Here is a 21471-nt window from a genome sequence, read left to right as displayed (position 1 = left end):
TTGCCGTCAACACTTAATTTCGTTTTTCTATCAATAAGTTGCAGGACATTCGAAAAAGCCACCGCGCCCCTCAAAAAGCCTCTTCTATATAGAAGAGAGAATCAGAGCACCCCAGCCTCTCTCAACCCCGTCACCATCGCCTCATCCAACCCCAATACTCGCTGCAGGACATCCCGCGTGTGCTCCCCTAATAAAGGAGGCGCATTGCGATATTCCACCGGGGTCGCGGACAGCCGGATCGGGTTGGCAACCTGCGGCACTTTACCAGCCAGTGCATGAGGCAACTCCATCGCCAGCCCACGCGCCTGGACCTGAGGATCAGCAAACACCTGGGACAAATCGTTGATCGGCCCACAGGGCACACCAGCCTGCTCCAACTGAGCGACCCATTCGGCAGTGGTCTTGAATACCGTCGCCTGGCGAATCAAAGGTATCAATACTGCACGGTTCGCCACCCGCAACTTGTTTGTCGCAAAACGCGGGTCATCAGCCCACTGCGGCTGACCCGCGACCTCGGCGAACTTTCGGAACTGACCGTCATTGCCTACCGTAAGGATGAAGTCACCGTCCGCCGTGGGAAAGTCCTGATAAGGCACTATGTTCGGATGAGCGTTGCCCAACCGCTTCGGCGCGTTGCCCGTGGTCAGGTAATTCATCGCCTGGTTCGCCAGGCAAGCCACTTGAACGTCCAGCAAGGCCATGTCGATATGCTGCCCGCCGCCGGCATGATCGCGGTGAGCCAACGCTGCCAGGATGGCCACGGTCGAATAGACACCAGTCAGGATATCCGTCAGCGCCACCCCTACCTTCACCGGGCCCGCCCCCGCATCACCTTCAGGCCGGCCGGTGAGACTCATCAAGCCCCCCAACCCCTGGATCATGAAGTCATATCCGGCGCGCTTGGCGTAAGGACCGGTTTGACCAAACCCGGTAATCGAGCAATAGATCAGTTGCGAGTTGATCGCCTTCAGCGAGTCGTAGTCCAGGCCATAAGCCGCCAGCCCACCTACCTTGAAGTTCTCAATCAGAATGTCGGACTTGGCCGCCAACTCCCGCACCAACCTTTGCCCCTCGGGGTGCGTGAAATCGATGGTCACCGATTGCTTGTTGCGATTGGCCGACAAGTAATAGGCCGCCTCGGTGGTATTCTCGCCAGACGCATCCTTCAGGAACGGCGGCCCCCAGGCGCGCGTATCGTCACCACCACCCGGCCGCTCGACCTTGATGACCTCAGCTCCCAGGTCCGCCAGGATCTGACCAGCCCACGGGCCGGCCAGCACCCTCGATAAATCCAGTACCCGCAGATGCGAAAGCGCGCCCATGCCGTTCCCCCTATTAATAGAACGCCTGGATACCGGTTTGCGCACGCCCCAGGATCAGTGCATGAACGTCATGAGTACCTTCGTAAGTGTTCACCACTTCCAGGTTGACGAGATGGCGAGCGATGCCGAACTCATCGGAGATGCCATTGCCACCCAGCATGTCCCGCGCCATGCGAGCAATATCCAGGGACTTGCCGCAGGAGTTGCGCTTCATGATCGATGTGATTTCAACAGCGGCCGTACCCTCATCCTTCATACGACCCAGACGCAGGCATCCTTGCAGGGCAAGGGTGATTTCAGTCTGCATGTCGGCCAGTTTTTTCTGGATCAACTGAGTGGCAGCCAAAGGACGACCAAACTGCTGCCGATCCAGGGTGTACTGGCGCGCGGTGTGCCAGCAGAATTCGGCAGCACCCAAGGCCCCCCAGGAGATGCCATAGCGAGCCGAGTTCAGACAGGTAAAAGGCCCTTTCAGCCCACGCACATCAGGAAAGATGTTTTCTTCTGGAACGAAGACGTTATCCATGACGATCTCGCCAGTGATCGAAGCGCGCAGACCGACCTTGCCGTGAATCGCCGGCGCACTCAGGCCTTTCCAGCCTTTCTCGAGAACAAAACCACGGATGTCACCGGCGTCGTCCTTACCCCAGACGACAAATACATCAGCAATCGGACTGTTGGTGATCCACATCTTGCTACCCGTGAGGCTGTAGCCGCCTTCCACTTTGCGCGCACGGGTAATCATCGCTCCCGGGTCGGAACCGTGGTTCGGCTCTGTCAGACCAAAGCAACCGATCCACTCGCCGGAAGCCAGCTTCGGCAGGTACTTCTGCTTTTGAGCTTCGGTACCGAACTCATTGATCGGCACCATGACCAACGAGGACTGCACGCTCATCATCGAGCGATAACCTGAATCAACGCGTTCCACTTCACGAGCGATCAAGCCATAGCTGACGTAGTTCAAGCCGCTGCCACCGTACTGTTCAGGAATGGTTGCGCCCAACAAGCCGACCTCACCCATCTCACGAAAAATCGCCGGGTCGGTTTTTTCATGACGGAACGCTTCCAACACCCGCGGCGCGAGCTTCTGTTGGGCGAACTGCTCGGCAGTGTCGCGAATCATGCGTTCTTCTTCGGTGAGTTGCTGGTCCAACAACAATGGATCAATCCAGTTGAAACTCGCTTTACCGGCCATGAAAGAATCCTCGCCAATCAGATTAAAAATCGTGGATTGATCCTAGGCGCGCTTTCCTATCAGAGCAAACGAGGATTACGCACGCTCTTGTGCTAATTTCTCACTCCGTAAACGCCCTGCACCCCGTTTACGACCCTGACGAGTGAGGTTGATGTACATGCGTAGAAAAATCCCCAGCACCGCCGCCCTGGTCAGCTTCGAGGCCGCCGCACGTCATGAGAGCTTCACCAAGGCCGCACAGGAGCTTTCCCTCACACAGGGTGCTATTTGTCGACAGATCGCCAGCCTGGAGGACTTCCTCGGTGTGGAGTTGTTCCGACGCTCACGGCGGGGAGTCAAACTGACAGAGGCCGGACTCTCCTACAGCCGCCGCGTTGCCACTCAACTGGACGCCGTGGAGCGCGATACTCTTTCAGTGATGGGGCATACCGGCGCCAACGTGATAGAGCTGGCAGTGGTTCCGACGTTTGGTACTCAATGGCTGCTACCGCGCCTCAAGGACTTCCAACAGCAGCATCCAGAAGTCACGGTCAATCTGACCAATCGCACGCGGCCGTTTCTCTTTGCGGATACGGATTTTGACGCAGCCATTTATTTCGGCGATGCGGACTGGTCCGGTACCGAATCCCACAAGCTGATGGGAGAAAACCCGATGCCCGTGTGCAGCCCTACCTTACTGGGCAACCGGAACAGCCTGACACCGCAAGCCATCGCCGAACTGCCCCTACTTCAGCAAACCACCCGCCCGTATGCGTGGCGCCAGTGGTTCAACTCACAAAACCTCAATATCGCGCGAGACCTGACAGGCCCGCGTTATGAACTATTCTCCATGCTTGCCCAAGCGGCGATGCATGACATGGGAATCGCCTTGATTCCACCTTTTTTGATCCAGCGCGAGCTGGCCGAGAAACGATTGGTCGTTGCCAATCGAAATGCCTTGTCGAGCATCAAGGCCTACTACCTGATGATCCCCGAACGAAAGGTCGAATCGGCCTCTCTGAGGGCTTTTCGCGATTGGCTGGTCAATCAGGCCAGCAGCTACAGTCTTGATTAACAAGGAAAAACTCTATATCCGACTCCGGTAGTAAGCTAATCAAAAGCGCTACAGATATAAATTTATGTCGCATACAGTCAATCTGTTACGAAATCAGTACCGTAGTCTCATAACCGTTCAAATACGTGGCTTTGAGCCATGTTACGCAGCTCATCAGGGTTCATTCACGTCGCCAATGGAAAAATCGTCAAATTTGGCCTGAAACCCTGGAAAGCCCAGCCTACAAGGGATATATGCCGATCATTGCGACATTCGGTCACAGGGTGACTTGTAGTTAATTTTCCGTCACCCGTCATAATCCCTTGAAGGGCTGAATTTTCGCCTGCAAAATGCCGCGCCCCGCCTGATTCGGCGGGATCGTGCTGATCGGCCGCCCCAGCCGCACCATCCGAAGTGCCTGGGTTTACTCAATAAGATCACGCAGGAGATTTGACGTGCACATTGGTGTTCCTCTCGAAACCCAGACGGGTGAAACGCGGGTTGCTGCAACCCCGGAAACCATCAAGAAGCTGATCGGCCAAGGCCATAAGGTCACTGTTCAAAGCGGCGCCGGCATCAAGGCCAGCGTTATCGACAGTGCCTATGAAGCAGCGGGCGCCACCATTGGCAGCGCCAGTGATGCTTTCGGGGCCGAACTGATTCTCAAGGTGGTCGCCCCCAGCGACAGCGAACTGACGCTGATCAAGAGCGGCACCGTTCTGGTGGGCATGCTCAATCCGTTCAATAACGAAACCATTGCCAAGCTGGCCGAACGCGGCATTACCGCTTTCGCCCTTGAGGCTGCACCACGTACCTCCCGTGCCCAGAGCCTGGATGTGCTGTCGTCTCAAGCGAACATTGCCGGCTACAAGGCCGTGCTGCTGGCCGCCCACCATTATCCACGCTTCATGCCGATGCTGATGACCGCCGCGGGTACCGTGAAAGCGGCGCGGGTGCTGATTCTCGGTGCTGGCGTGGCTGGGTTGCAGGCGATTGCCACGGCCAAGCGCCTGGGTGCGGTGATCGAGGCGTCGGACGTGCGTCCGGCAGTGAAGGAACAAATCGAATCCCTCGGCGCCAAGTTCGTCGATGTACCTTACGAAACCGACGAAGAGCGTGAATGCGCCGTCGGCGTTGGCGGCTACGCCCGGCCCATGCCCGCCAGCTGGATGCAGCGCCAGGCCCAGGCCGTGCACGAGCGCGCCAAGCAGGCTGACATCGTCATCACCACCGCATTGATTCCGGGCCGCAAGGCACCGACTTTGCTCAGCGCCGAAACCGTCGCACAGATGAAACCCGGCTCGGTGGTCATTGACCTCGCGGCAGCCCAGGGCGGTAACTGCCCGCTGACCGTGGCCGATCAGGTGGTGATCGAAAATGGCGTGACCATTTGCGGTCCGACCAACCTGGCCGGCGAAGTCGCGGCAGACGCTTCGGCGCTGTACGCCCGTAACCTGCTGGACTTCCTGAAGCTGGTCTTCACCAAGGAAGGTCAGTTCGACGTGAACCTGGAAGACGACATCGTCGCCGCGTGCCTGATGTGCCGCGACGGCCAAGTCATCCGCAAAAACGCCTAAGCAGGGATTCAGACAATGGAAGAGCTTATCTCCCCCGGTATCTACAACCTGATCATCTTTGTGCTGGCGATTTATGTCGGTTACCACGTGGTCTGGAACGTAACGCCCGCACTGCACACACCGCTGATGGCGGTGACCAATGCCATTTCGGCCATCGTGATCGTCGGCGCCATGCTTGCCGCCGCACTGACCGTGACCCCGCTGGGCAAGACCATGGGCACCCTCGCCGTGGCCCTGGCCGCAGTGAACGTGTTCGGCGGCTTCCTGGTGACGCGCCGCATGCTTGAGATGTTCAAGAAAAAAGCCCCGAAAGCCGTAAAAGAAGAGGCGCCCAAGTAATGAGCATGAACCTGGTAACGACGCTCTACCTGATCGCGTCGATCTGCTTCATCCAGGCCCTCAAAGGCCTGTCGCACCCCACTACATCTCGCCGAGGCAACCTGTTCGGCATGCTCGGCATGGCCCTGGCGGTGCTCACTACCGTGGGTCTCATCTATAAGTTGGGCGCCGAGCTGGCTACCGCAGGCATCGGCTATGTGATCGTCGGTCTGCTGGTCGGCGGCACTGCCGGGTCGATCATGGCCAAGCGCGTCGAGATGACCAAGATGCCCGAGCTGGTGGCGTTCATGCACAGCATGATCGGCCTGGCCGCGGTATTTATCGCGATCGCCGCCGTGGTCGAGCCGCAGTCCCTGGGCATCGTCAAGCAACTGGGGGATTCAATTCCGGCCGGTAACCGTCTGGAGCTGTTCCTTGGCGCCGCCATCGGTGCAATCACCTTCTCCGGTTCGGTGATCGCCTTCGGCAAGCTGTCGGGCAAGTACAAGTTCCGCCTGTTCCAGGGCGCACCGGTACAGTTTGGCGGCCAGCACAAGCTCAACCTGATCCTGGGCCTGGCAACACTGGGTCTGGGCCTGATGTTCATGTTCACCGGCAACCTCGGGGCATTCGCCCTGATGCTGGCCCTGGCGTTTGTGCTGGGCGTGCTGATCATCATCCCGATCGGCGGTGCGGACATGCCGGTGGTGGTGTCGATGCTCAACAGCTATTCCGGCTGGGCTGCAGCGGGTATCGGCTTCTCGCTGAACAACTCGATGCTGATCATCGCCGGCTCCCTGGTGGGTTCCAGCGGTGCGATCCTCTCGTACATCATGTGCAAGGCGATGAACCGTTCGTTCTTCAACGTGCTGCTCGGCGGTTTCGGCAACACGGCGGATGCCGCTGGCCCGGCAGGCTCCAAAGAAGCCCGTCCGGTGAAATCCGGCTCGGCTGATGACGCCACCTTCCTGCTGACCAACGCCGATACCGTGATCATCGTGCCGGGCTATGGCCTGGCGGTGGCACGGGCGCAGCACGCGCTGAAAGAGCTGACCGAGAAGCTGACCCATCACGGCGTGACCGTCAAATACGCGATCCACCCAGTGGCCGGTCGTATGCCCGGGCACATGAACGTATTGCTGGCCGAGGCCGAAGTGCCTTACGACCAGGTGTTCGAGATGGAAGACATCAACTCCGAGTTCGGCCAGGCCGACGTGGTGCTGGTACTGGGTGCCAACGACGTGGTCAACCCGGCGGCGAAGAACGATCCGAAGTCGCCGATTGCCGGCATGCCGATCCTCGAAGCCTTCAAGGCCAAGACCATCATCGTCAACAAGCGCTCGATGGCCAGCGGTTACGCCGGCCTGGACAACGAGCTGTTCTACCTCGACAAGACCATGATGGTGTTCGGTGACGCCAAGAAGGTTATCGAAGACATGGTCAAAGCGGTGGAATAACGCTCACTGCTTCGCCACTAACGCCCCGACTTGTCGGGGCGTTTTGATTTGTATCAAGGCCGAACGTTACCGATCCGGTAATAATGTTTTGCCTGAAACGCCCGTAATAGACGCCTTAAATGCGACTTTTGTAGCGGGTCGGGCACGGCGCGAATTCACTAGACTGCGCATCCAGCTTCCAGCCCGAGATAACCACCCATGTACCGTGATCGCATCCGCCTGCCCTCGTTGTTGAACAAAGTGATGAGCGCTGCAGAAGCAGCCTTGCTGATTCAGGACGGCATGACCGTCGGCATGAGCGGTTTCACCCGCGCCGGAGAAGCGAAAGCAGTGCCCCACGCCCTGGCTGAGCGCGCCAAGGTCACGCCACTGAAAATCAGTCTGATGACCGGTGCGAGCCTGGGGAACGACCTCGACAAGGAACTCACCGAAGCCGGCGTACTGGCCCGGCGCATGCCATTCCAGGTCGACAGCACGTTGCGCAAGGCGATCAACGCTGGCGAGGTGATGTTCATCGACCAGCACCTGTCGGAAACCGTCGAGCAATTGCGTAACGCCCAGCTCAAGTTGCCGGACATTGCAGTGATCGAAGCCGTGGCCATTACCGAGCAAGGCCATATCGTGCCCACCACCTCGGTGGGCAACTCGGCCAGCTTCGCTATTTTCGCCAGGCAGGTCATTGTTGAAATCAACCTGGCCCACAACCCTGATCTGGAAGGGTTGCATGACATCTATATCCCGACCTATCGCCCGACCCGCACACCGATTCCCTTGGTGAAGGTCGACGACCGTATCGGCAGCACCGCCATCCCGATACCGCCGGAAAAAATCGCCGCCATTGTCATCACCAATCAGCCGGATTCGCCTTCGACAGTCATGCCGCCGGACAGCGACACCCAGGCCATTGCCGATCATTTGATCGGCTTCTTCAAACAGGAAGTCGCCGCCGGGCGCATGACCAATAAACTCGGTCCATTACAGGCCGGGATCGGCAACATCGCCAATGCCGTGATGTGCGGGCTGATCGACTCCCCATTCGAAGACTTGACCATGTATTCAGAGGTCCTGCAGGACTCTACATTCGACCTTATCGACGCCGGCAAACTGAGCTTCGCATCTGGCAGCTCCATTACGCTGTCGGGCCGGCGCAATGCCGACGTATTCGGCAATCTGGAGAAGTACAAGGACAAGCTGGTCCTGCGCCCCCAGGAAATTTCCAACCACCCCGAGGTGGTACGCCGCCTTGGCATCATCGCCATCAATACGGCACTGGAGTTCGACCTCTACGGCAACGTCAACTCCACCCATGTCTGCGGCACGCGGATGATGAATGGGATAGGCGGCTCGGGGGACTTTGCGCGTAATGCGCATCTGGCGATTTTCGTGACCAAGTCGATCGCCAAGGGCGGCGCAATTTCCAGTGTCGTGCCGATGGTCAGCCACGTGGACCATACCGAGCACGATGTCGACATCCTGGTGACGGAGATTGGCCTGGCCGACCTGCGTGGCCTGGCGCCAAGGGAGCGGGCGCGGGTGGTCATCGACAATTGCGTGCATCCGTCCTATCGCCAGGCATTGAACGAGTATTTTGAAGCGGCGTGCGCCTTGGGCGGACATACACCGCACATCCTGCGCGATGCACTGAGTTGGCACCTGAATCTGGAAGAGACCGGGCAGATGCTGGCGGTTTAATACAGCTGGATCACCCTGGCAGCAAATAGAGTTTTCACTGGCCATCGCTTTCAGCCCACAAACCACAAAAACTGTACTACTGTACCTGTGATTTCCTACAGCAAACTCCTACGCATCTCTGCTTTCACAGCAAAAATGCACATAAATAGTGCGCACAGGTACAGTTGCCTCAATATTGACCAGTACACCACCGTTTAACAGTTAACTGGTCTCTCACATTACAGGTGAACTGTATCTAGAGAGACTGGCCAAACGAGAGGATCATGGGCACCAGTTAAACCACTACCTAATCCCGCCATAAGCGGAAGGATGTCAACCATGGAACGTACACTCAGTTCCGAGCTGTTCTTCGAAGACAAAGCTGAAAAAAACCAGGCTTCCCTGCCTCTTCGCGTTATCGCTAACCTGATGTTGTGGCAGCGCCGCATCGCCAGCCGCCACCAACTGGCCCGTCTGGATGCACGCCTGCTGGCTGACGCCGGTATCAGCGAAGCACAACGCTACGAAGAGCTGAGCAAGCCGTTCTGGCGCTAACTCAGCGTCGCTGGCCCTGACCCACCGGGTCCACCGCCAGCACCGAATTGAACAAACAAGACCCGTCGCGGGAAACCGCGACGGGTCTTGTCGTTTCAGAGGCCTGGTTTTGCCAAAAACCACGCACCTGCACAGTTAAGAATAGTTAGAAAATAACCAGTACAGTTTTATCGAGCTGTTGTAGAAGCGTGGAAATTGCCAATGGCCAAGCTGTCATCCACCTCGTTCTGACCTAATATCGAAACGAACGTGGCGAAGCGGGTCGAGCATGCGTCTTCTCTTCCAGCTACACGCACCGGCACCACTTCATTATTCAAGGAGTTTCATCATGATCCGTCTTCGTCTGCTCAGCGCCGCCGCCCTGCTGGCCGTAGCCGCCCACTCCAATGCCAGTAGTTTTATCGTCACCACCGACTCCCTCGTGGGTGCGCTCAAGGCCACTTCCGACGCAACGTCCGATATCACTTCGTCGTTTCGCGACGACAAAATTGTCCTGGCCGCTCGTGACGATGCTGCCAGTTTCGTCGCCACTAACGGCGCCATCCGTGGTGTGAAACTGGAAAGCGCTCTGGATTACATCCGTCAGCAGGCACCGCAGTTGAACGCCTCCGACGCGCAGCTGGCCCAAGCCATCCTGGTGATCTGATTCCAGACATGAAACATCGGGACGCCAATGGTGTTCCGATGTTTCAGCGCTGGCTCTGGCGCAGTGGTTTGCGCTAGCCTTCGGACTCACCATCAACAGTCGAGTCCCATGCGTTTCTACTCAGATCTGTCCCTCGCTTTTTTCTTCAGCGCTTTATGCTGGTCCGTTCCGGCCCATGCTTTCGATGTCTCCACCCAGCAAGTCGTGATCAGCGGCTATGCCACGAGCATGGTGACCTCCGCGCCCTTCGACCATAAACTGATCGCCGCCGCCCACGATGACGCTGCGGCATTCGTTGCCAGCGATGGGCAGTTGAGAGGTGCGCAACTGGAGTCGGCCCTGGATTATCTACACCGGACCCAACCAAAACTTCACGTCAGCGACCTTGAACTGGCACAGGCAATTCTCGTCCAATAGTTATCTTTATTCTTCGGAGTCGTTCCATGCGTAGCCCGCTGATTGCTGCCACCCTAGGCCTGCTGGTGTTGGCCGATGTGGCCCAGGCACAAACCCTGGTAGCCACCAGTAACATCGTCGTTCGCGCCTCCCAGCGCACGATCGATTTCACCTCCGACACCACCACATCCATCCGTGACTCGAAAATCGTTCGTGAAGCCCATGACGATGCGGCCAGTTTCGTCGCCAGTAACGGGGAAATTCGTGGCGCTCACCTCGAGGCCGCCTTCGACACCTTGCGCACCCGCGTACCGGAAGCCCGCGACGCCAGTGACCAGGTTCTCGCCGAAGCCATCCTCGCATTGTGAGGCCGTTCGCCGTCTGGCTGACGGCCGGGGTCGTGCTGCTCTTGAGCAGCACCGCCCAGGCTGGCCTGCAACTGCACCTTAACGACGAAGGACTGACCCCGGCGCAACAGCAGGCCAGCCAAGCGCTGCTCGATGAAGCGATGCAGGCCCTGCCGCCGCGATTCATCGAACAGCTGGACCGACGCATCAATGTGGGCTGGACCGACCGGATGCCCGCCAACGCCTACGGCCAGGCCTCGCTGGTGTCGCAGTTGGACCTCAATCGCAACCTGCTCGACAGCCTCACCGACGGCAGTGCCGCCACGCAAAAGACCCATCGGCCCCACGGCACCGTGCGGCGGGAAATGCTCGCCACGGTCCTGCATGAACTGACCCACATTTATGATCGCTCGCGTTTATGGCCAAACGCCGAACGCGCGCTGATCCAACGCTGCACCCGACGCACCAGCAGCGCCGGGCTGATCGGCCTTCCCGATGAATGCCGGGGCCAGAACGACCGCCGCTTCACCCTCAGTGATGATCCCCGCTTGCTGGACCTCGCCGGCTGGCCGCAATACGTCGGCCGTCGTGGTGAACGGGAACAGCATAATCGCCAGGTCGCCCGCAGCCCGGACATCTACGAAACGAGCAGCCCCAAGGAGTTCGTCGCGGTCAACATGGAGTACTTTCTCCTGGACCCGAGTTACGCCTGCCGACGGCCAGCACTGTATCGCTATTATCAGGAACACTTTGGCTGGGCCCCCGCCGCCAAGAATACCTGCGCCCCGTCATTCGCGTTCCTCAACGCCGGCAACGACTTTGCCAAGACGCCACTGGGCAAGGTTGATCCAGAGCGGGTCTACGCCATCGATTACCTCTTGGCCGAAGCCAACCAGAACTGGGTCAGCCGCTGGGGCCACAGCATGCTGCGGCTGGTGATCTGCGCGCCGGACCGCCCCCGTGGGCCGGATTGCCGGCTGGATCTGGATCAACACCTGGTGCTGTCATACCGCGCCTTCGTGGGCGATGTGCAGCTGTCGAGCTGGGATGGCCTGGTGGGCAAATACCCGTCGCGCCTGTTCGTACTGCCGCTGGCCCAGGTCATCGATGAATACACCAAGACCGAACTGCGCAGCCTGGCCTCGGTGCCGCTGAACCTGACACGGTCCGAGATCGAGGAAACGGTTGAACACGCCGCCGAAATGCACTGGAGCTATGACGGCAACTATTACTTCCTGTCCAACAATTGCGCGGTGGAAAGCCTGAAATTGCTGCGCAGCGGCAGCAACAATGCGCAGCTCAAGGGGTTGGACAGCATCATGCCCAACGGTTTGCTGGAAGTGCTCAAGGGGCGAGGTCTGGCGGATACCAGCGTGCTCGATGATCCCAAGGAGGCCTTGCGCCTGGGTTACCGCTTCGACTCTTTCCGCGAGCGGTACCAGGCCATGTTCGAGGTGTTGAAGAAACACTTGCCGATCAAGCAACAAAACGTGGAAGACTGGCTGGCCCTGAGCGCCGCAGAACGCCGGCCATGGTTTGAACGGGCCGACCTGCGCACCAGCGCGGCGTTACTCCTGCTGGAACAGGCCAGCTATCGCCGACAACTGTTATTGGCCCAGGATGAGGTCAAGCAGCGCTACCTCGGTGCCCGTGAATTACAGAACGGCGGCATGGAAAGGGCCAACGCAACACTGCAACAGATCCTCGCCAACAGCGGTTTCCTGAGCCGCCCCGCCGAGTTGCTGGGCAGCAGCGGTTACGGGCTACCGCAGCCCAGCGAATGGCAGCGACTGGAATCCGAAAGCAGCTTGCGTCAGAAACAGCTTCAAACACTGACAGGGGATTTGGATAAGGAAGTCAGGGCCTTGCTTGAGCCAAGCCGCGCGGCAGAAATCAGTGCCAGTGAGGCTAACGTCAAAGAGATAGGCGAGCATTTGCGTAAGCTGCACAAGGCGGGTGGCGGGTTGGAGTTGCCTTGAAGCCACAAAGGGGTTCAGAACCGAGTTCTGAACCCCTTTTTTATTACTGGCAGACTCAATCAGGCAATTAGCTAATCCGCGCCTTACGCACCCCATCAGCCAAGGCAGCACATAGGCTCAACACCCCATCAATCGCCTGCTCCGGCGTCTCAGCGCTGGCGATATGGTCGATCAGGGCCGAACCGACCACAACCCCGTCGGCCAACCGTGCGATGGCCGCAGCTTGTTCCGGCGTGCGAATGCCGAAACCAATGCTGATCGGCAGATCGGTGTGACGACGCAGGCGCGTCACGGCTTCTTCCACATGTTCCAGCGTCGCGGCGCCGGCGCCGGTCACGCCGGCCACCGAGACGTAATACACAAAGCCAGAACTGCCGTTGAGCACGGTCGGCAAACGCACATCATCGGTGGTCGGCGTGGTCAGGCGAATGAAGTCCAGACCGGCGGCCTGGGCCGGCTCGCACAACTCACTGTTGTGCTCAGGTGGCATGTCCACCACGATCAGCCCGTCGACGCCAGAGTCCAGCGCTTCGCCAATGAAACGCTGCACGCCGTAGCGATGGATCGGATTGAAGTACCCCATCAGCACCAGCGGCGTATCGCTATTGTCTTCACGGAACTCGCGAACCATCTGCAGGGTTTTCGCCAGATTCTGCTGTGCGCCCAAGGCGCGGATGTTCGCCAACTGGATCGCCGGGCCGTCGGCCATCGGGTCGGTGAACGGCATGCCCAGCTCAATCACGTCAGCACCCGCCGCCGGCAGGCCCTTGAGGATCGCCAGCGAGGTGTCGTAGTCCGGGTCGCCAGCGGTCACGAAAGTCACCAGGGCGGCGCGGTTCTGTTCTTTGAGTTCGGCAAAACGAGTTTGCAGGCGGCTCATCAGTGTTTCTCCTGCTGGGACTGTTCCATGTGGTGCATTACGGTTTGCATGTCTTTGTCGCCACGGCCGGACAGGTTGACCACCATCAGGTGATCCTTGGGCAGGTTCGGGGCACGCTTGAACACTTCAGCCAGGGCATGGGCGCTTTCCAGGGCAGGAATGATTCCCTCCAGGCGACAGCATTTGTGAAAGGCTTCCAGGGCTTCGGCGTCGGTGACCGAGGTGTACTGGACTCGACCAATGTCGTGCAACCAGGCGTGTTCAGGGCCAATACCCGGGTAATCGAGGCCAGCGGAAATCGAATGGGCATCGATGATCTGGCCGTCGTCGTCCTGCAACAGGAAAGTACGATTGCCGTGCAATACGCCGGGGACGCCGCCGTTCAGGCTGGCAGCATGCTTGCCGGTCTCGATACCGTAGCCGGCGGCTTCGACGCCGATGATTTCCACGCTCTTGTCGTCCAGGAACGGATGGAACAGGCCCATGGCGTTGGAGCCCCCGCCGATGCACGCCACCAGGCTGTCGGGCAAACGACCTTCCTGGGCTTGCAACTGATCGCGGGTTTCCTTGCCAATCACTGCCTGGAAGTCGCGGACCATGGCCGGGTACGGGTGCGGGCCGGCCACGGTGCCGATCAGGTAGAACGTGCTGTCAACGTTGGTCACCCAGTCGCGCAGCGCCTCGTTCATAGCATCCTTGAGGGTACCGGTGCCGGCGACCACTGGGATGACTTCGGCACCGAGCAGCTTCATGCGGAACACGTTGGCCTGCTGGCGCTCGATGTCGGTGGTCCCCATGTAGATCACGCAATCCAGACCGAAACGTGCGGCCACGGTCGCCGTGGCCACGCCGTGCATGCCGGCGCCGGTCTCGGCAATGATGCGTTTCTTGCCCATGCGCCGCGCCAGCAGGATCTGGCCGATGCAGTTGTTGATCTTGTGCGCGCCAGTGTGGTTCAGCTCTTCGCGCTTGAGGTAGATCTTGGCGCCGCCGCAGTATTCGGTCAGGCGCTCAGCGAAATACAGCGGGCTTGGGCGTCCGACGTAGTCACGCTGGAAGTAGGCCAGTTCTTCAATGAACGCCGGATCTTCCTTCGCCGCTTCGTATTCGCGGGCCAGATCGAGGATCAGCGGCATCAGGGTTTCGGCCACATAACGACCGCCGAATGCACCGAACAGACCGTTGGCGTCCGGGCCACTGCGCAGGTTGAAAGGGGTTGTAGGCTGGGTCATCGGGCGCTCCAGGCGAATGCGTAAAAAGACAATGAGGTCCACTCTACCCCTGACATCCCGCGCTGAAAACCGATAAGATCGCCGCAACCTGTCAGGAAAACTCACAGATAAAATGAGCCATGACCTTCCCCCTCTCAACGCCTTGCGCGCCTTCGAAGCCACTGCCCGCCTGAACAGCGTCAGTCAGGCGGCCGAACAGCTGCATGTCACCCATGGTGCGGTTAGCCGACAGTTGAAGGTGCTGGAAGAACACTTGGGCGTCAGCCTGTTCATCAAGGAGGGGCGCGGCCTTAAACTCACAGATGCGGGCATGCGTCTGCGCGACGCCAGCGCCGAGGCGTTCGAGCGATTACGTACCGTCTGTGCGCAGCTGACGCAAAGCACGGCAGATGCACCATTCGTATTGGGCTGTTCCGGTAGTCTGCTGGCGCGCTGGTTCATTCCTCGCCTGGGCCGGCTCAACGCCGACCTGCCGGATCTGCGTTTGCATCTCTCCGCTGGCGAAGGCGACCTGGACCCGAGGCGACCGGGGCTTGACGCGTTGCTGGTATTCGCAGAACCGCCGTGGCCGGCAGACATGCAGGTCTATGAACTGGTCAGCGAGCGGATCGGCCCGGTCATGAGCCCTCATTACGCCGGTTTCGCCCGTCTGCAAAACGCCCCGCCAAGTGCAATCCTGGGCGAGGCGCTGCTGCATACCACCTCCCGTCCCCAGGCGTGGCCCACCTGGGCACGACAAAACGCCCTTGAGCCCAAGGCGCTGAAGTTCGGGCAGGGTTTCGAGCATTTGTATTACTTGCTGGAGGCGGCCGTGGCGGGGCTCGGGGTGGCCATCGCACCCGAACCGCTGGTCGCCGAGGATGTGCGCGCCGGGCGCCTGGTCGCGCCGTGGGGTTTTGACGAAACCCCGGCGCGACTGGCGTTGTGGCTACCCAAGCGCGCCGCGGACGGGCGCGCTCGGCAATTGGCGCAATGGCTCAGGCATGAGCTGAACCAGCCGACTCAGTCGCCGCGCTTGCACAGCAAATAAGCCGCCAACAAACCCAGGGCCCCGACCGCGACGCCAGCGGTGGTCCAGGGATGCTCCTGAGCGTAATCACGGGTGGCGATTCCGGTTTCACGGGTTTTCACCTTGACCTCTTCATACGCGTCGCTCAGCAGATGCCGGGAATGTTTCAGCGCGTTTTCGGCGTTTGCCTTCAGCGACTTGAGGGTCTTACGCGACTCGTCCGAAGCGTCGTCCTTCAGGCTTTCCAACGACTTGAGCAGACTCTCGATTTCCGCTTCCATGCTTTGCAACGAGGCTTTACGTAACGAATTGCTGGCCATGGTGGCTCTCTCCTGCAGTGGTTGAGTGGCGTGTGTGAATTGGGACTCCAGCCGTTTCTGAAAGTGCAGTAAATCTGAACTTTCACCCGGTAAAAGGCGACACACGTAAGGCGAAAATTCGCTGCTAGGCTGTTAAAGACAACCAAGGAGAACGTCATGAGTGATCACCACACGTACAAAAAAGTCGAACTGGTCGGCTCCTCTCCCACCAGCATCGAAGACGCCATCAACAATGCGCTGGCCGAAGCGAGCAAAAGCCTCAAGCACCTGGAGTGGTTCGAAGTCACGGAAACCCGCGGACACATCGAAAATGGCCGGGCCGCGCACTTTCAGGTGACCATTAAAGTCGGCTTCCGCATTGCCAATAGCTGAGGGGCTGTGAACTTGCACGCTGGCGGAGTGCCATAGGGAATGGCGATGCGCTATCTGGCAAGCGCGTCATGTCTGTTCGATCCCTGCCCTATTGATCCGACCAAGGAGTGCGAGCGATGAAAAATTTGATGTTGGCCCTGGGTTTGCTGAGCCTTGCGGGTACTGCGTTTGCCGCCGGCAAGCCATGCGAGGAGCTGAAAAGCGAGATCGCAGCGAAAATCGATGCCAAAGGTGCATCGGGTTATACGCTGGAAATTGTCGATAAAGGTACGGCTACTGACGGAGACGTCGTCGGCTCCTGCGAAGGCGGCACGAAGGAAATCGTCTACAAGAAGGGCTGATACTTCAGGAAGGTCAAAGCCGACGCATGCGTCGGCTTTTTTATGCGCGTGATCAGCCTTTCATGACCTGCGCCAGCAACTCATAGGAGTGCAGGCGATCAGCATGCTCATACAGGTCGCTGGTGAAGATCAATTCATCGGCCTGGGTTTGCTCGATCAGCACTTCGAGCTTGGCGCGAATTTTCTGCGGGCCGCCGACCATGGCCAGGCCCAGGAAGTCACCAACCGCCTCTTTCTCATGGGGCAACCAGAGACCGTTCATGGTTTCCACAGGCGGGCGCTGCACCAGGCTCTGGCCACGCATCAGGGCCAGGATCCGCTGATACACCGAGGTCGCCAGGTAATCAGCCTGTTCGTCCGTGTCGGCTGCCACCAAAGGCACGCCGAGCATCACGTAAGGCTTGTCGAGCACCGCCGACGGCTTGAAGTGATTGCGATAAATACGGATCGCCTCATGCATGTAGCGCGGTGCGAAATGGGAAGCGAAGGCGTAGGGCAAGCCGCGCTCGCCGGCCAGTTGCGCACTGAACAGGCTCGAGCCCAGCAGCCAGACCGGCACGTTGGTCCCGGTGCCGGGCATGGCGATGATGCGTTGATCCGGCGTACGTGGGCCGAGGTAGCGCATCAGTTCGGCCACGTCTTCAGGGAAATCGTCCGCGCTACCGGAGCGCTCGCGACGCAACGCCCGGGCAGTCATCTGATCGGACCCGGGCGCGCGCCCCAGGCCAAGATCAATACGGCCTGGATAGAGGCTTTCGAGCGTGCCGAACTGTTCGGCGATGATCAACGGCGCATGGTTGGGCAGCATCACGCCGCCGGAGCCGACCCGAATGGTCGAAGTGCCCCCCGCCAGATAGCCCAGCAGTACCGCCGTCGCGGAGCTGGCGATGCCATCCATGTTGTGGTGCTCGGCGACCCAGAAGCGGGTGTAGCCGTATTTTTCCACGTGCTGCGCCAGGTCCAGCGAGTTGCGCAAGGACTGGGCAGCGTTGCCATCAGCGCGCACAGGCACGAGGTCGAGGGTCGAGAACTTCACTTCGGACAGCTGTTTCATGGGCCGGCATCTCCAACGGCATGAGGGGCTTTTCCTACGGGCAAAAGCCTGCCGTTTCTATAGGTGTGTTCCATGCAATGTGGGCATATACCCGAGTTTCAATAGCTACCATGAAATTTCCTACTAAATCGGTCGGCTAATCGACAGGATGAACTTTATCGGGCGGTCTATCCTCACAACCCTGACAACGAAAAACACCCAGGCGCGAACCCTCGCGCCGGATATTGAGGAGGCAGACATGGCTATCATCAAGAAAGCATCGGCTCATTGGGAAGGTGACCTGAAAACCGGCATCGGCTCCATCTCCACGGAAACCGGCGTGCTGCGCGAAGCCCCCTATGGCTTCAAGGCGCGCTTCGAAGGCGGCAAGGGCACCAACCCGGAAGAACTGATCGGCGCGGCCCATGCGGGCTGCTTCTCCATGGCGTTTTCGATGATCCTTGGCGAGGCTGGGCTCACAGCCAGCAGTATCGATACCAACGCCGATGTCACCCTCGATCAGGTCGAGGGCGGCTTTGCGATTACGGCAGTGAAACTGACGCTTAAAGCGAAGATCCCCGGCGCCAGCCAGGAGCAATTCGAAGAGCTGAGCAACAAGGCCAAGGAAGGTTGCCCGGTTTCCAAAGTGCTGAACGCCAAGATTACGCTGGATGCGACGCTGGTGAGCTGATGCGATACCCATCACAGCCTTCAACTGCGGCTGAAGGCTGTGATCTGTTTACCCTGCAGCAATTGTGGTCGAATGCACACCTGCAGTTTCAGCGCACAGGCAGTGCGCGCTGTCATGAGGAATTCGAGCATGAAACGATTCGCCCTGGCGGTCATCAGTTGCGCATTGGCCATGTCGGCCCTCGCGGCCCCCAAATCCTGTGAAGAACTGAAAGCTGAAATCGAAGCGAAGATCCAGGCGAATAACGTCCCTTCCTACACATTGGAAATCGTGACCAATGATGAAGTGCATGATGAAAATATGGTCGTGGGCAGTTGCGAAAACGGCACCAAAAAGATCATCTACCAGAAGAACGACAGCTAAGCCGTCCTACGGAACGCAATTGACCTGCCGTTCTTCGGCCACGATTTCACGCTTGGCGTTATAGAGTCGGGCGCTGGGGGTAAACGCCAGATTGCGACCCTCCAGGCGATAACGCTGGCCCGCCTCGAAATGGTCGTAACGCACAAGCATGTAGCACAGCCGCTCTTGCGGCTCGGCTTGCATACCCAGCCCACCACCGCCAGGCACCTCGAAGTCGAAACGCACTTTCAGTTCGTGGCTGCCCGGAGAAACCTGGAAGAAACGTCCGTCCTGCAGTCGTTGGCCATCCAGGCTTTCAGCCATCAGCATCTTGCCGCCCGGCATGGGCGTGGCGAAGTCGATCCAGGCCATGTTCGGATCAACCTTGGGCGGTGGGCTGGTTGCACATCCGCTCATGGAGACAAAGGCCAATAGCAGCATAGGTAGGCGCATGATGATTTCCTGAAGTCAGACAATGAGAATAGCGCCGATCAGCTTTGCTGACAGCCTGCTGGCGTGCCTTGGCCCACGACTTTTCGCTGTTGATCATAGAGCTTGGCCCATGGACGGAAACCGATGTTGCCAGCCTGCAACTGATAACGCTGGCCTGCGTTGAAGTCCTTGAACTTCACATTCAACCGGCAATCGCGCCACAGTGGCTCGGCATTCGGGCCGATGTTGCCGGGCTCGACGGCAAATTGATAACGCACCGTCAGCTCATGGCTGCCCGGCTGCACTTCAAAATAACGTCGGTCGAGGGACGTCTTGTCATCGACTTCCAGCGCTTGCAGCGCCGTGTCCTGATGGCTTCCCAGGTCGATCCATGCCTGCGACGGATCGGGATCGGGCAAACCGGCGCAACCGCTCAGCAGCAACAGGCCACTCGTCAGCATCAATACGCGCATAGCGAAGCTCCAGGCAGGCGGGATAGTCTTGTGGGCAGACTTTCCCAGGGTGATTCCAATTGATCAGGCCGCATCCAAGCCATCGGTTACTCGACCGTGTTTTCCGGATTTTGTTTCCAGGCCTCCTGCTTTTGTTACTCAACGGTTGTGCAAGCGTGGGTTACTACAGTCAGCTCGCCAGTGGACAGCTACGGCTGTTGCAGGCCCGCGAGCCAATCGACCAAGTGATTGCCGACCCCGCCCGTGATCCCACATTGCGGGCTCATCTGGCCCAGGCGCGTGCGGCACGAACGTTTGCCAGTGCGCAGCTGCACCTGCCGGACAACAAAAGCTACCGCCTGTATGCGGACATTGGCCGCCCATTCGTGGTCTGGAATGTCTTCGCCACGCCAGAATTTTCCCTGGCCCCGCAAAACCACTGTTTCCCCATCGCCGGTTGCGTGGCCTATCGCGGCTACTACAGCCAGGGCGCCGCCCGTGGCGAGGCAGCCTTGCAACGCTTGCGGGGCATGGATGTGGCGATTGGTGGCGTAGAGGCCTACTCGACGCTGGGCTGGTTCAACGACCCGATCCTGAGCTCAATGATGCACTGGGGCGACGAACGCCTGGCGACGCTGATCTTTCATGAACTGGCGCACCAGCGCTTCTACGTAAAGGACGACACCGAATTCAATGAATCCTTTGCCACCTTCGTCGAACAGCAAGGCACCCGGCAATGGCGCGCCAGTCGCGGGCTGGCGCCGGACAATGGCAAACGGATGCGCCAGCGCGAGCAATTCATCCAACTGGTCCTGGACACGCGTCAGCGGCTGGAACAGCTCTATACCCAACCCCTGCCGGCCGAACAGATGCGCCAGCGCAAGGCCGAAGAGTTCCAGCGCCTGCGCAGCGACTATGAACAACTGCGCGATACCCAGTGGGCGGGCGACAAATACTTCGACGCCTGGGTCTATGCGCCGCTGAACAATGCACGGCTATTGCCGTTCGGGTTGTATAGCCAGTGGGTGCCAGCGTTTGCGGCGCTGTTTCAACAGGAAGGCGGAGACTGGGTTGCGTTTTATGCCGCAGTGGAAAAGCTTGGCAGTTTGCCGATTGATGAGCGCAAAGCGGCACTGAAAGCGTTGGCAGGATCGGAGACTTCCGGTGAATGAACCGGCCTCATCGCGAGCAAGCTTTGCTCCCACAGAGCAGTGCTCGGAATTATGTTCCCACAGGGCAGTATTCGGAATGAAGCGCTAAGGGGTGTCATCTGTGGGAGCAAGGCTTGCCCGCGATGACGTCTGCCCAGACACATCCTGCTCCAACATTCCAAGTCAGATCCGTTGCTGCTGTCCTAGCCTTGAGACAAAAGACAGATCAAGGAGGATCACTTATGACGACACTGCCTCACTCCAATCAGTTGCGTTTCGGGCGCTATTCGCAGTCTGGGCAAATCTATTTGCTGACAGTGAATACGCGCAACCGCGAGCCGCTTTTTGGCCGCTTCAAGACAGGACGCTTGGTGGTTGATGCCTTTCGCAAGGCTCAGGAAGAGCAATTTGCCCATTCGTTGGCCTGGGTGGTGATGCCGGACCATTTTCACTGGTTGATCGAGTTGCAGGGGATCGGACTTTCAAAGCTGATGGCGAGAACGAAGTCTCGGACCACGGTCACCTTCAATCGATTGATGCAGCGGGAAGGATCGCTTTGGCAGGAGGGATTCCATGACCGAGCCATTCGTAAGGAGGAAGACTTACAAGCAGTTGCACGGTATATCGTGGCGAATCCGCTACGGGCGGGTTTAGTCAGGAAAATTGGGGACTATTCATTGTGGGATGCTGTATGGGTATGAGTCGGTTCAGGCTGTGTCC

25 protein-coding genes are annotated in these 21471 nt (G+C 58.9%); 17 read left to right on the top strand and 8 right to left on the bottom strand.

Annotated features, from left to right (window positions below; all coding sequences use genetic code 11):
- Positions 1-101 precede the first annotated feature (101 nt).
- Positions 102-1322, bottom strand: a complete 1221-nt coding sequence (locus tag GSM73_RS02870; RefSeq protein WP_160891499.1) for a CaiB/BaiF CoA-transferase family protein — start codon at positions 1320-1322, stop codon at positions 102-104.
- A gap of 13 nt (positions 1323-1335) precedes the next feature.
- Positions 1336-2517: an acyl-CoA dehydrogenase gene (locus tag GSM73_RS02865; protein ID WP_025216186.1), complete on the bottom strand. Its 1182-nt coding sequence runs from the start codon at positions 2515-2517 to the stop codon at positions 1336-1338.
- 157 nt (positions 2518-2674) lie between these two features.
- Here GSM73_RS02865 and GSM73_RS02860 point away from each other — a divergent pair, with 157 nt between their 5' ends.
- From GSM73_RS02860 to GSM73_RS02815, 10 genes are all read left to right on the top strand, one after another.
- Positions 2675-3571, top strand: a complete 897-nt coding sequence (locus tag GSM73_RS02860) for a LysR family transcriptional regulator (RefSeq protein WP_047230087.1) — start codon at positions 2675-2677, stop codon at positions 3569-3571.
- 434 nt (positions 3572-4005) lie between these two features.
- Positions 4006-5127 carry a Re/Si-specific NAD(P)(+) transhydrogenase subunit alpha gene (locus GSM73_RS02855; protein ID WP_047230082.1) on the top strand — a complete coding sequence of 374 codons (1122 nt, stop codon included), beginning with the start codon at positions 4006-4008 and terminating at the stop codon, positions 5125-5127.
- A gap of 15 nt (positions 5128-5142) precedes the next feature.
- Complete coding sequence (locus tag GSM73_RS02850; RefSeq protein ID WP_003187010.1) at positions 5143-5466, top strand: NAD(P) transhydrogenase subunit alpha; 324 nt, start codon at positions 5143-5145, stop codon at positions 5464-5466.
- On the top strand, positions 5466-6902 hold the full coding sequence (locus GSM73_RS02845; RefSeq protein ID WP_047230081.1) for an NAD(P)(+) transhydrogenase (Re/Si-specific) subunit beta: 1437 nt from the start codon (positions 5466-5468) through the stop codon (positions 6900-6902). The genes GSM73_RS02850 and GSM73_RS02845 overlap by 1 nt, the downstream gene beginning before the upstream one ends.
- A gap of 198 nt (positions 6903-7100) precedes the next feature.
- Positions 7101-8594, top strand: coding sequence for an acetyl-CoA hydrolase/transferase family protein (locus tag GSM73_RS02840; RefSeq protein ID WP_047230080.1), 1494 nt, complete (start codon positions 7101-7103; stop codon positions 8592-8594).
- A 318-nt stretch (positions 8595-8912) separates the two neighbouring features.
- The gene (locus tag GSM73_RS02835) at positions 8913-9128 is read left to right on the top strand and encodes a DUF1127 domain-containing protein (RefSeq protein WP_047230079.1); all 216 of its coding nucleotides are present in this window, start codon (positions 8913-8915) and stop codon (positions 9126-9128) included.
- A 328-nt stretch (positions 9129-9456) separates the two neighbouring features.
- The gene (locus GSM73_RS02830; RefSeq protein WP_139048752.1) at positions 9457-9774 is read left to right on the top strand and encodes a DUF2388 domain-containing protein; all 318 of its coding nucleotides are present in this window, start codon (positions 9457-9459) and stop codon (positions 9772-9774) included.
- A gap of 108 nt (positions 9775-9882) precedes the next feature.
- Positions 9883-10191, top strand: coding sequence for a DUF2388 domain-containing protein (locus GSM73_RS02825; protein ID WP_047230077.1), 309 nt, complete (start codon positions 9883-9885; stop codon positions 10189-10191).
- A gap of 26 nt (positions 10192-10217) precedes the next feature.
- Positions 10218-10538 carry a DUF2388 domain-containing protein gene (locus GSM73_RS02820; RefSeq protein WP_047230076.1) on the top strand — a complete coding sequence of 107 codons (321 nt, stop codon included), beginning with the start codon at positions 10218-10220 and terminating at the stop codon, positions 10536-10538.
- Positions 10535-12496 carry a DUF4105 domain-containing protein gene (locus tag GSM73_RS02815; RefSeq protein ID WP_076383121.1) on the top strand — a complete coding sequence of 654 codons (1962 nt, stop codon included), beginning with the start codon at positions 10535-10537 and terminating at the stop codon, positions 12494-12496. The genes GSM73_RS02820 and GSM73_RS02815 overlap by 4 nt, the downstream gene beginning before the upstream one ends.
- A gap of 67 nt (positions 12497-12563) precedes the next feature.
- Here the strand turns inward: GSM73_RS02815 and trpA are convergent, their stop codons facing one another.
- Both trpA and trpB read right to left on the bottom strand, forming a co-directional pair.
- The gene (gene trpA, locus GSM73_RS02810; RefSeq protein WP_047230074.1) at positions 12564-13376 is read right to left on the bottom strand and encodes a tryptophan synthase subunit alpha; all 813 of its coding nucleotides are present in this window, start codon (positions 13374-13376) and stop codon (positions 12564-12566) included.
- A complete protein-coding gene (gene trpB / locus GSM73_RS02805) occupies positions 13376-14608 on the bottom strand; it encodes a tryptophan synthase subunit beta (RefSeq protein WP_047230073.1) in 1233 nt (410 codons plus the stop codon). Before trpB ends, trpA begins: the two co-directional genes overlap by 1 nt.
- Positions 14609-14720: 112 nt before the next feature.
- Here trpB and GSM73_RS02800 point away from each other — a divergent pair, with 112 nt between their 5' ends.
- Complete coding sequence (locus tag GSM73_RS02800; RefSeq protein ID WP_047230072.1) at positions 14721-15638, top strand: LysR family transcriptional regulator; 918 nt, start codon at positions 14721-14723, stop codon at positions 15636-15638.
- Here GSM73_RS02800 and GSM73_RS02795 read toward each other — a convergent pair.
- Positions 15611-15937, bottom strand: a complete 327-nt coding sequence (locus GSM73_RS02795; RefSeq protein WP_003196426.1) for a YqjD family protein — start codon at positions 15935-15937, stop codon at positions 15611-15613. The two genes, GSM73_RS02800 and GSM73_RS02795, sit on opposite strands and share 28 nt — an antisense overlap.
- Positions 15938-16093: 156 nt before the next feature.
- Between GSM73_RS02795 and GSM73_RS02790 the strand changes: the two genes are divergently transcribed.
- The gene (locus GSM73_RS02790) at positions 16094-16309 is read left to right on the top strand and encodes a dodecin (RefSeq protein ID WP_003177209.1); all 216 of its coding nucleotides are present in this window, start codon (positions 16094-16096) and stop codon (positions 16307-16309) included.
- A 116-nt stretch (positions 16310-16425) separates the two neighbouring features.
- Positions 16426-16650, top strand: a complete 225-nt coding sequence (locus GSM73_RS02785) for a DUF1161 domain-containing protein (protein WP_047230071.1) — start codon at positions 16426-16428, stop codon at positions 16648-16650.
- A gap of 52 nt (positions 16651-16702) precedes the next feature.
- On the opposite strand, the gene GSM73_RS02780 is transcribed toward GSM73_RS02785, so the two are convergent.
- Entirely contained in the window at positions 16703-17704 is a 1002-nt protein-coding gene (locus tag GSM73_RS02780; RefSeq protein WP_058544936.1) for an LLM class flavin-dependent oxidoreductase, read from the bottom strand.
- A gap of 238 nt (positions 17705-17942) precedes the next feature.
- On the opposite strand from GSM73_RS02780, the gene GSM73_RS02775 reads away from it, so the two are divergent.
- Positions 17943-18374 (top strand): OsmC family protein, encoded by a 432-nt coding sequence (locus GSM73_RS02775; RefSeq protein ID WP_047230069.1) that lies wholly within the window; start codon positions 17943-17945, stop codon positions 18372-18374.
- A gap of 129 nt (positions 18375-18503) precedes the next feature.
- Positions 18504-18737 (top strand): DUF1161 domain-containing protein, encoded by a 234-nt coding sequence (locus GSM73_RS02770; protein ID WP_160891498.1) that lies wholly within the window; start codon positions 18504-18506, stop codon positions 18735-18737.
- A 6-nt stretch (positions 18738-18743) separates the two neighbouring features.
- Here the strand turns inward: GSM73_RS02770 and GSM73_RS02765 are convergent, their stop codons facing one another.
- Together GSM73_RS02765 and GSM73_RS02760 are read right to left on the bottom strand one after the other, a co-directional pair.
- Positions 18744-19169, bottom strand: a complete 426-nt coding sequence (locus GSM73_RS02765) for a hypothetical protein (RefSeq protein WP_160891496.1) — start codon at positions 19167-19169, stop codon at positions 18744-18746.
- Between the two features lie 38 nt (positions 19170-19207).
- Positions 19208-19621 carry a hypothetical protein gene (locus tag GSM73_RS02760; RefSeq protein ID WP_047230066.1) on the bottom strand — a complete coding sequence of 138 codons (414 nt, stop codon included), beginning with the start codon at positions 19619-19621 and terminating at the stop codon, positions 19208-19210.
- 59 nt (positions 19622-19680) lie between these two features.
- Here GSM73_RS02760 and GSM73_RS02755 point away from each other — a divergent pair, with 59 nt between their 5' ends.
- Together GSM73_RS02755 and GSM73_RS02750 are read left to right on the top strand one after the other, a co-directional pair.
- Entirely contained in the window at positions 19681-20772 is a 1092-nt protein-coding gene (locus GSM73_RS02755; RefSeq protein ID WP_076383124.1) for an aminopeptidase, read from the top strand.
- A 221-nt stretch (positions 20773-20993) separates the two neighbouring features.
- Positions 20994-21452, top strand: coding sequence for a transposase (locus tag GSM73_RS02750; protein WP_047230064.1), 459 nt, complete (start codon positions 20994-20996; stop codon positions 21450-21452).
- The last annotated feature ends 19 nt before the right edge of the window (positions 21453-21471 follow it).

Origin of the sequence: Pseudomonas sp. PICF6, assembly GCF_009831705.1 — a bacterium.
Taxonomy (GTDB): domain Bacteria; phylum Pseudomonadota; class Gammaproteobacteria; order Pseudomonadales; family Pseudomonadaceae; genus Aquipseudomonas; species Aquipseudomonas rhizophila.
This window is presented reverse-complemented; position numbering and strand designations above follow the sequence as displayed.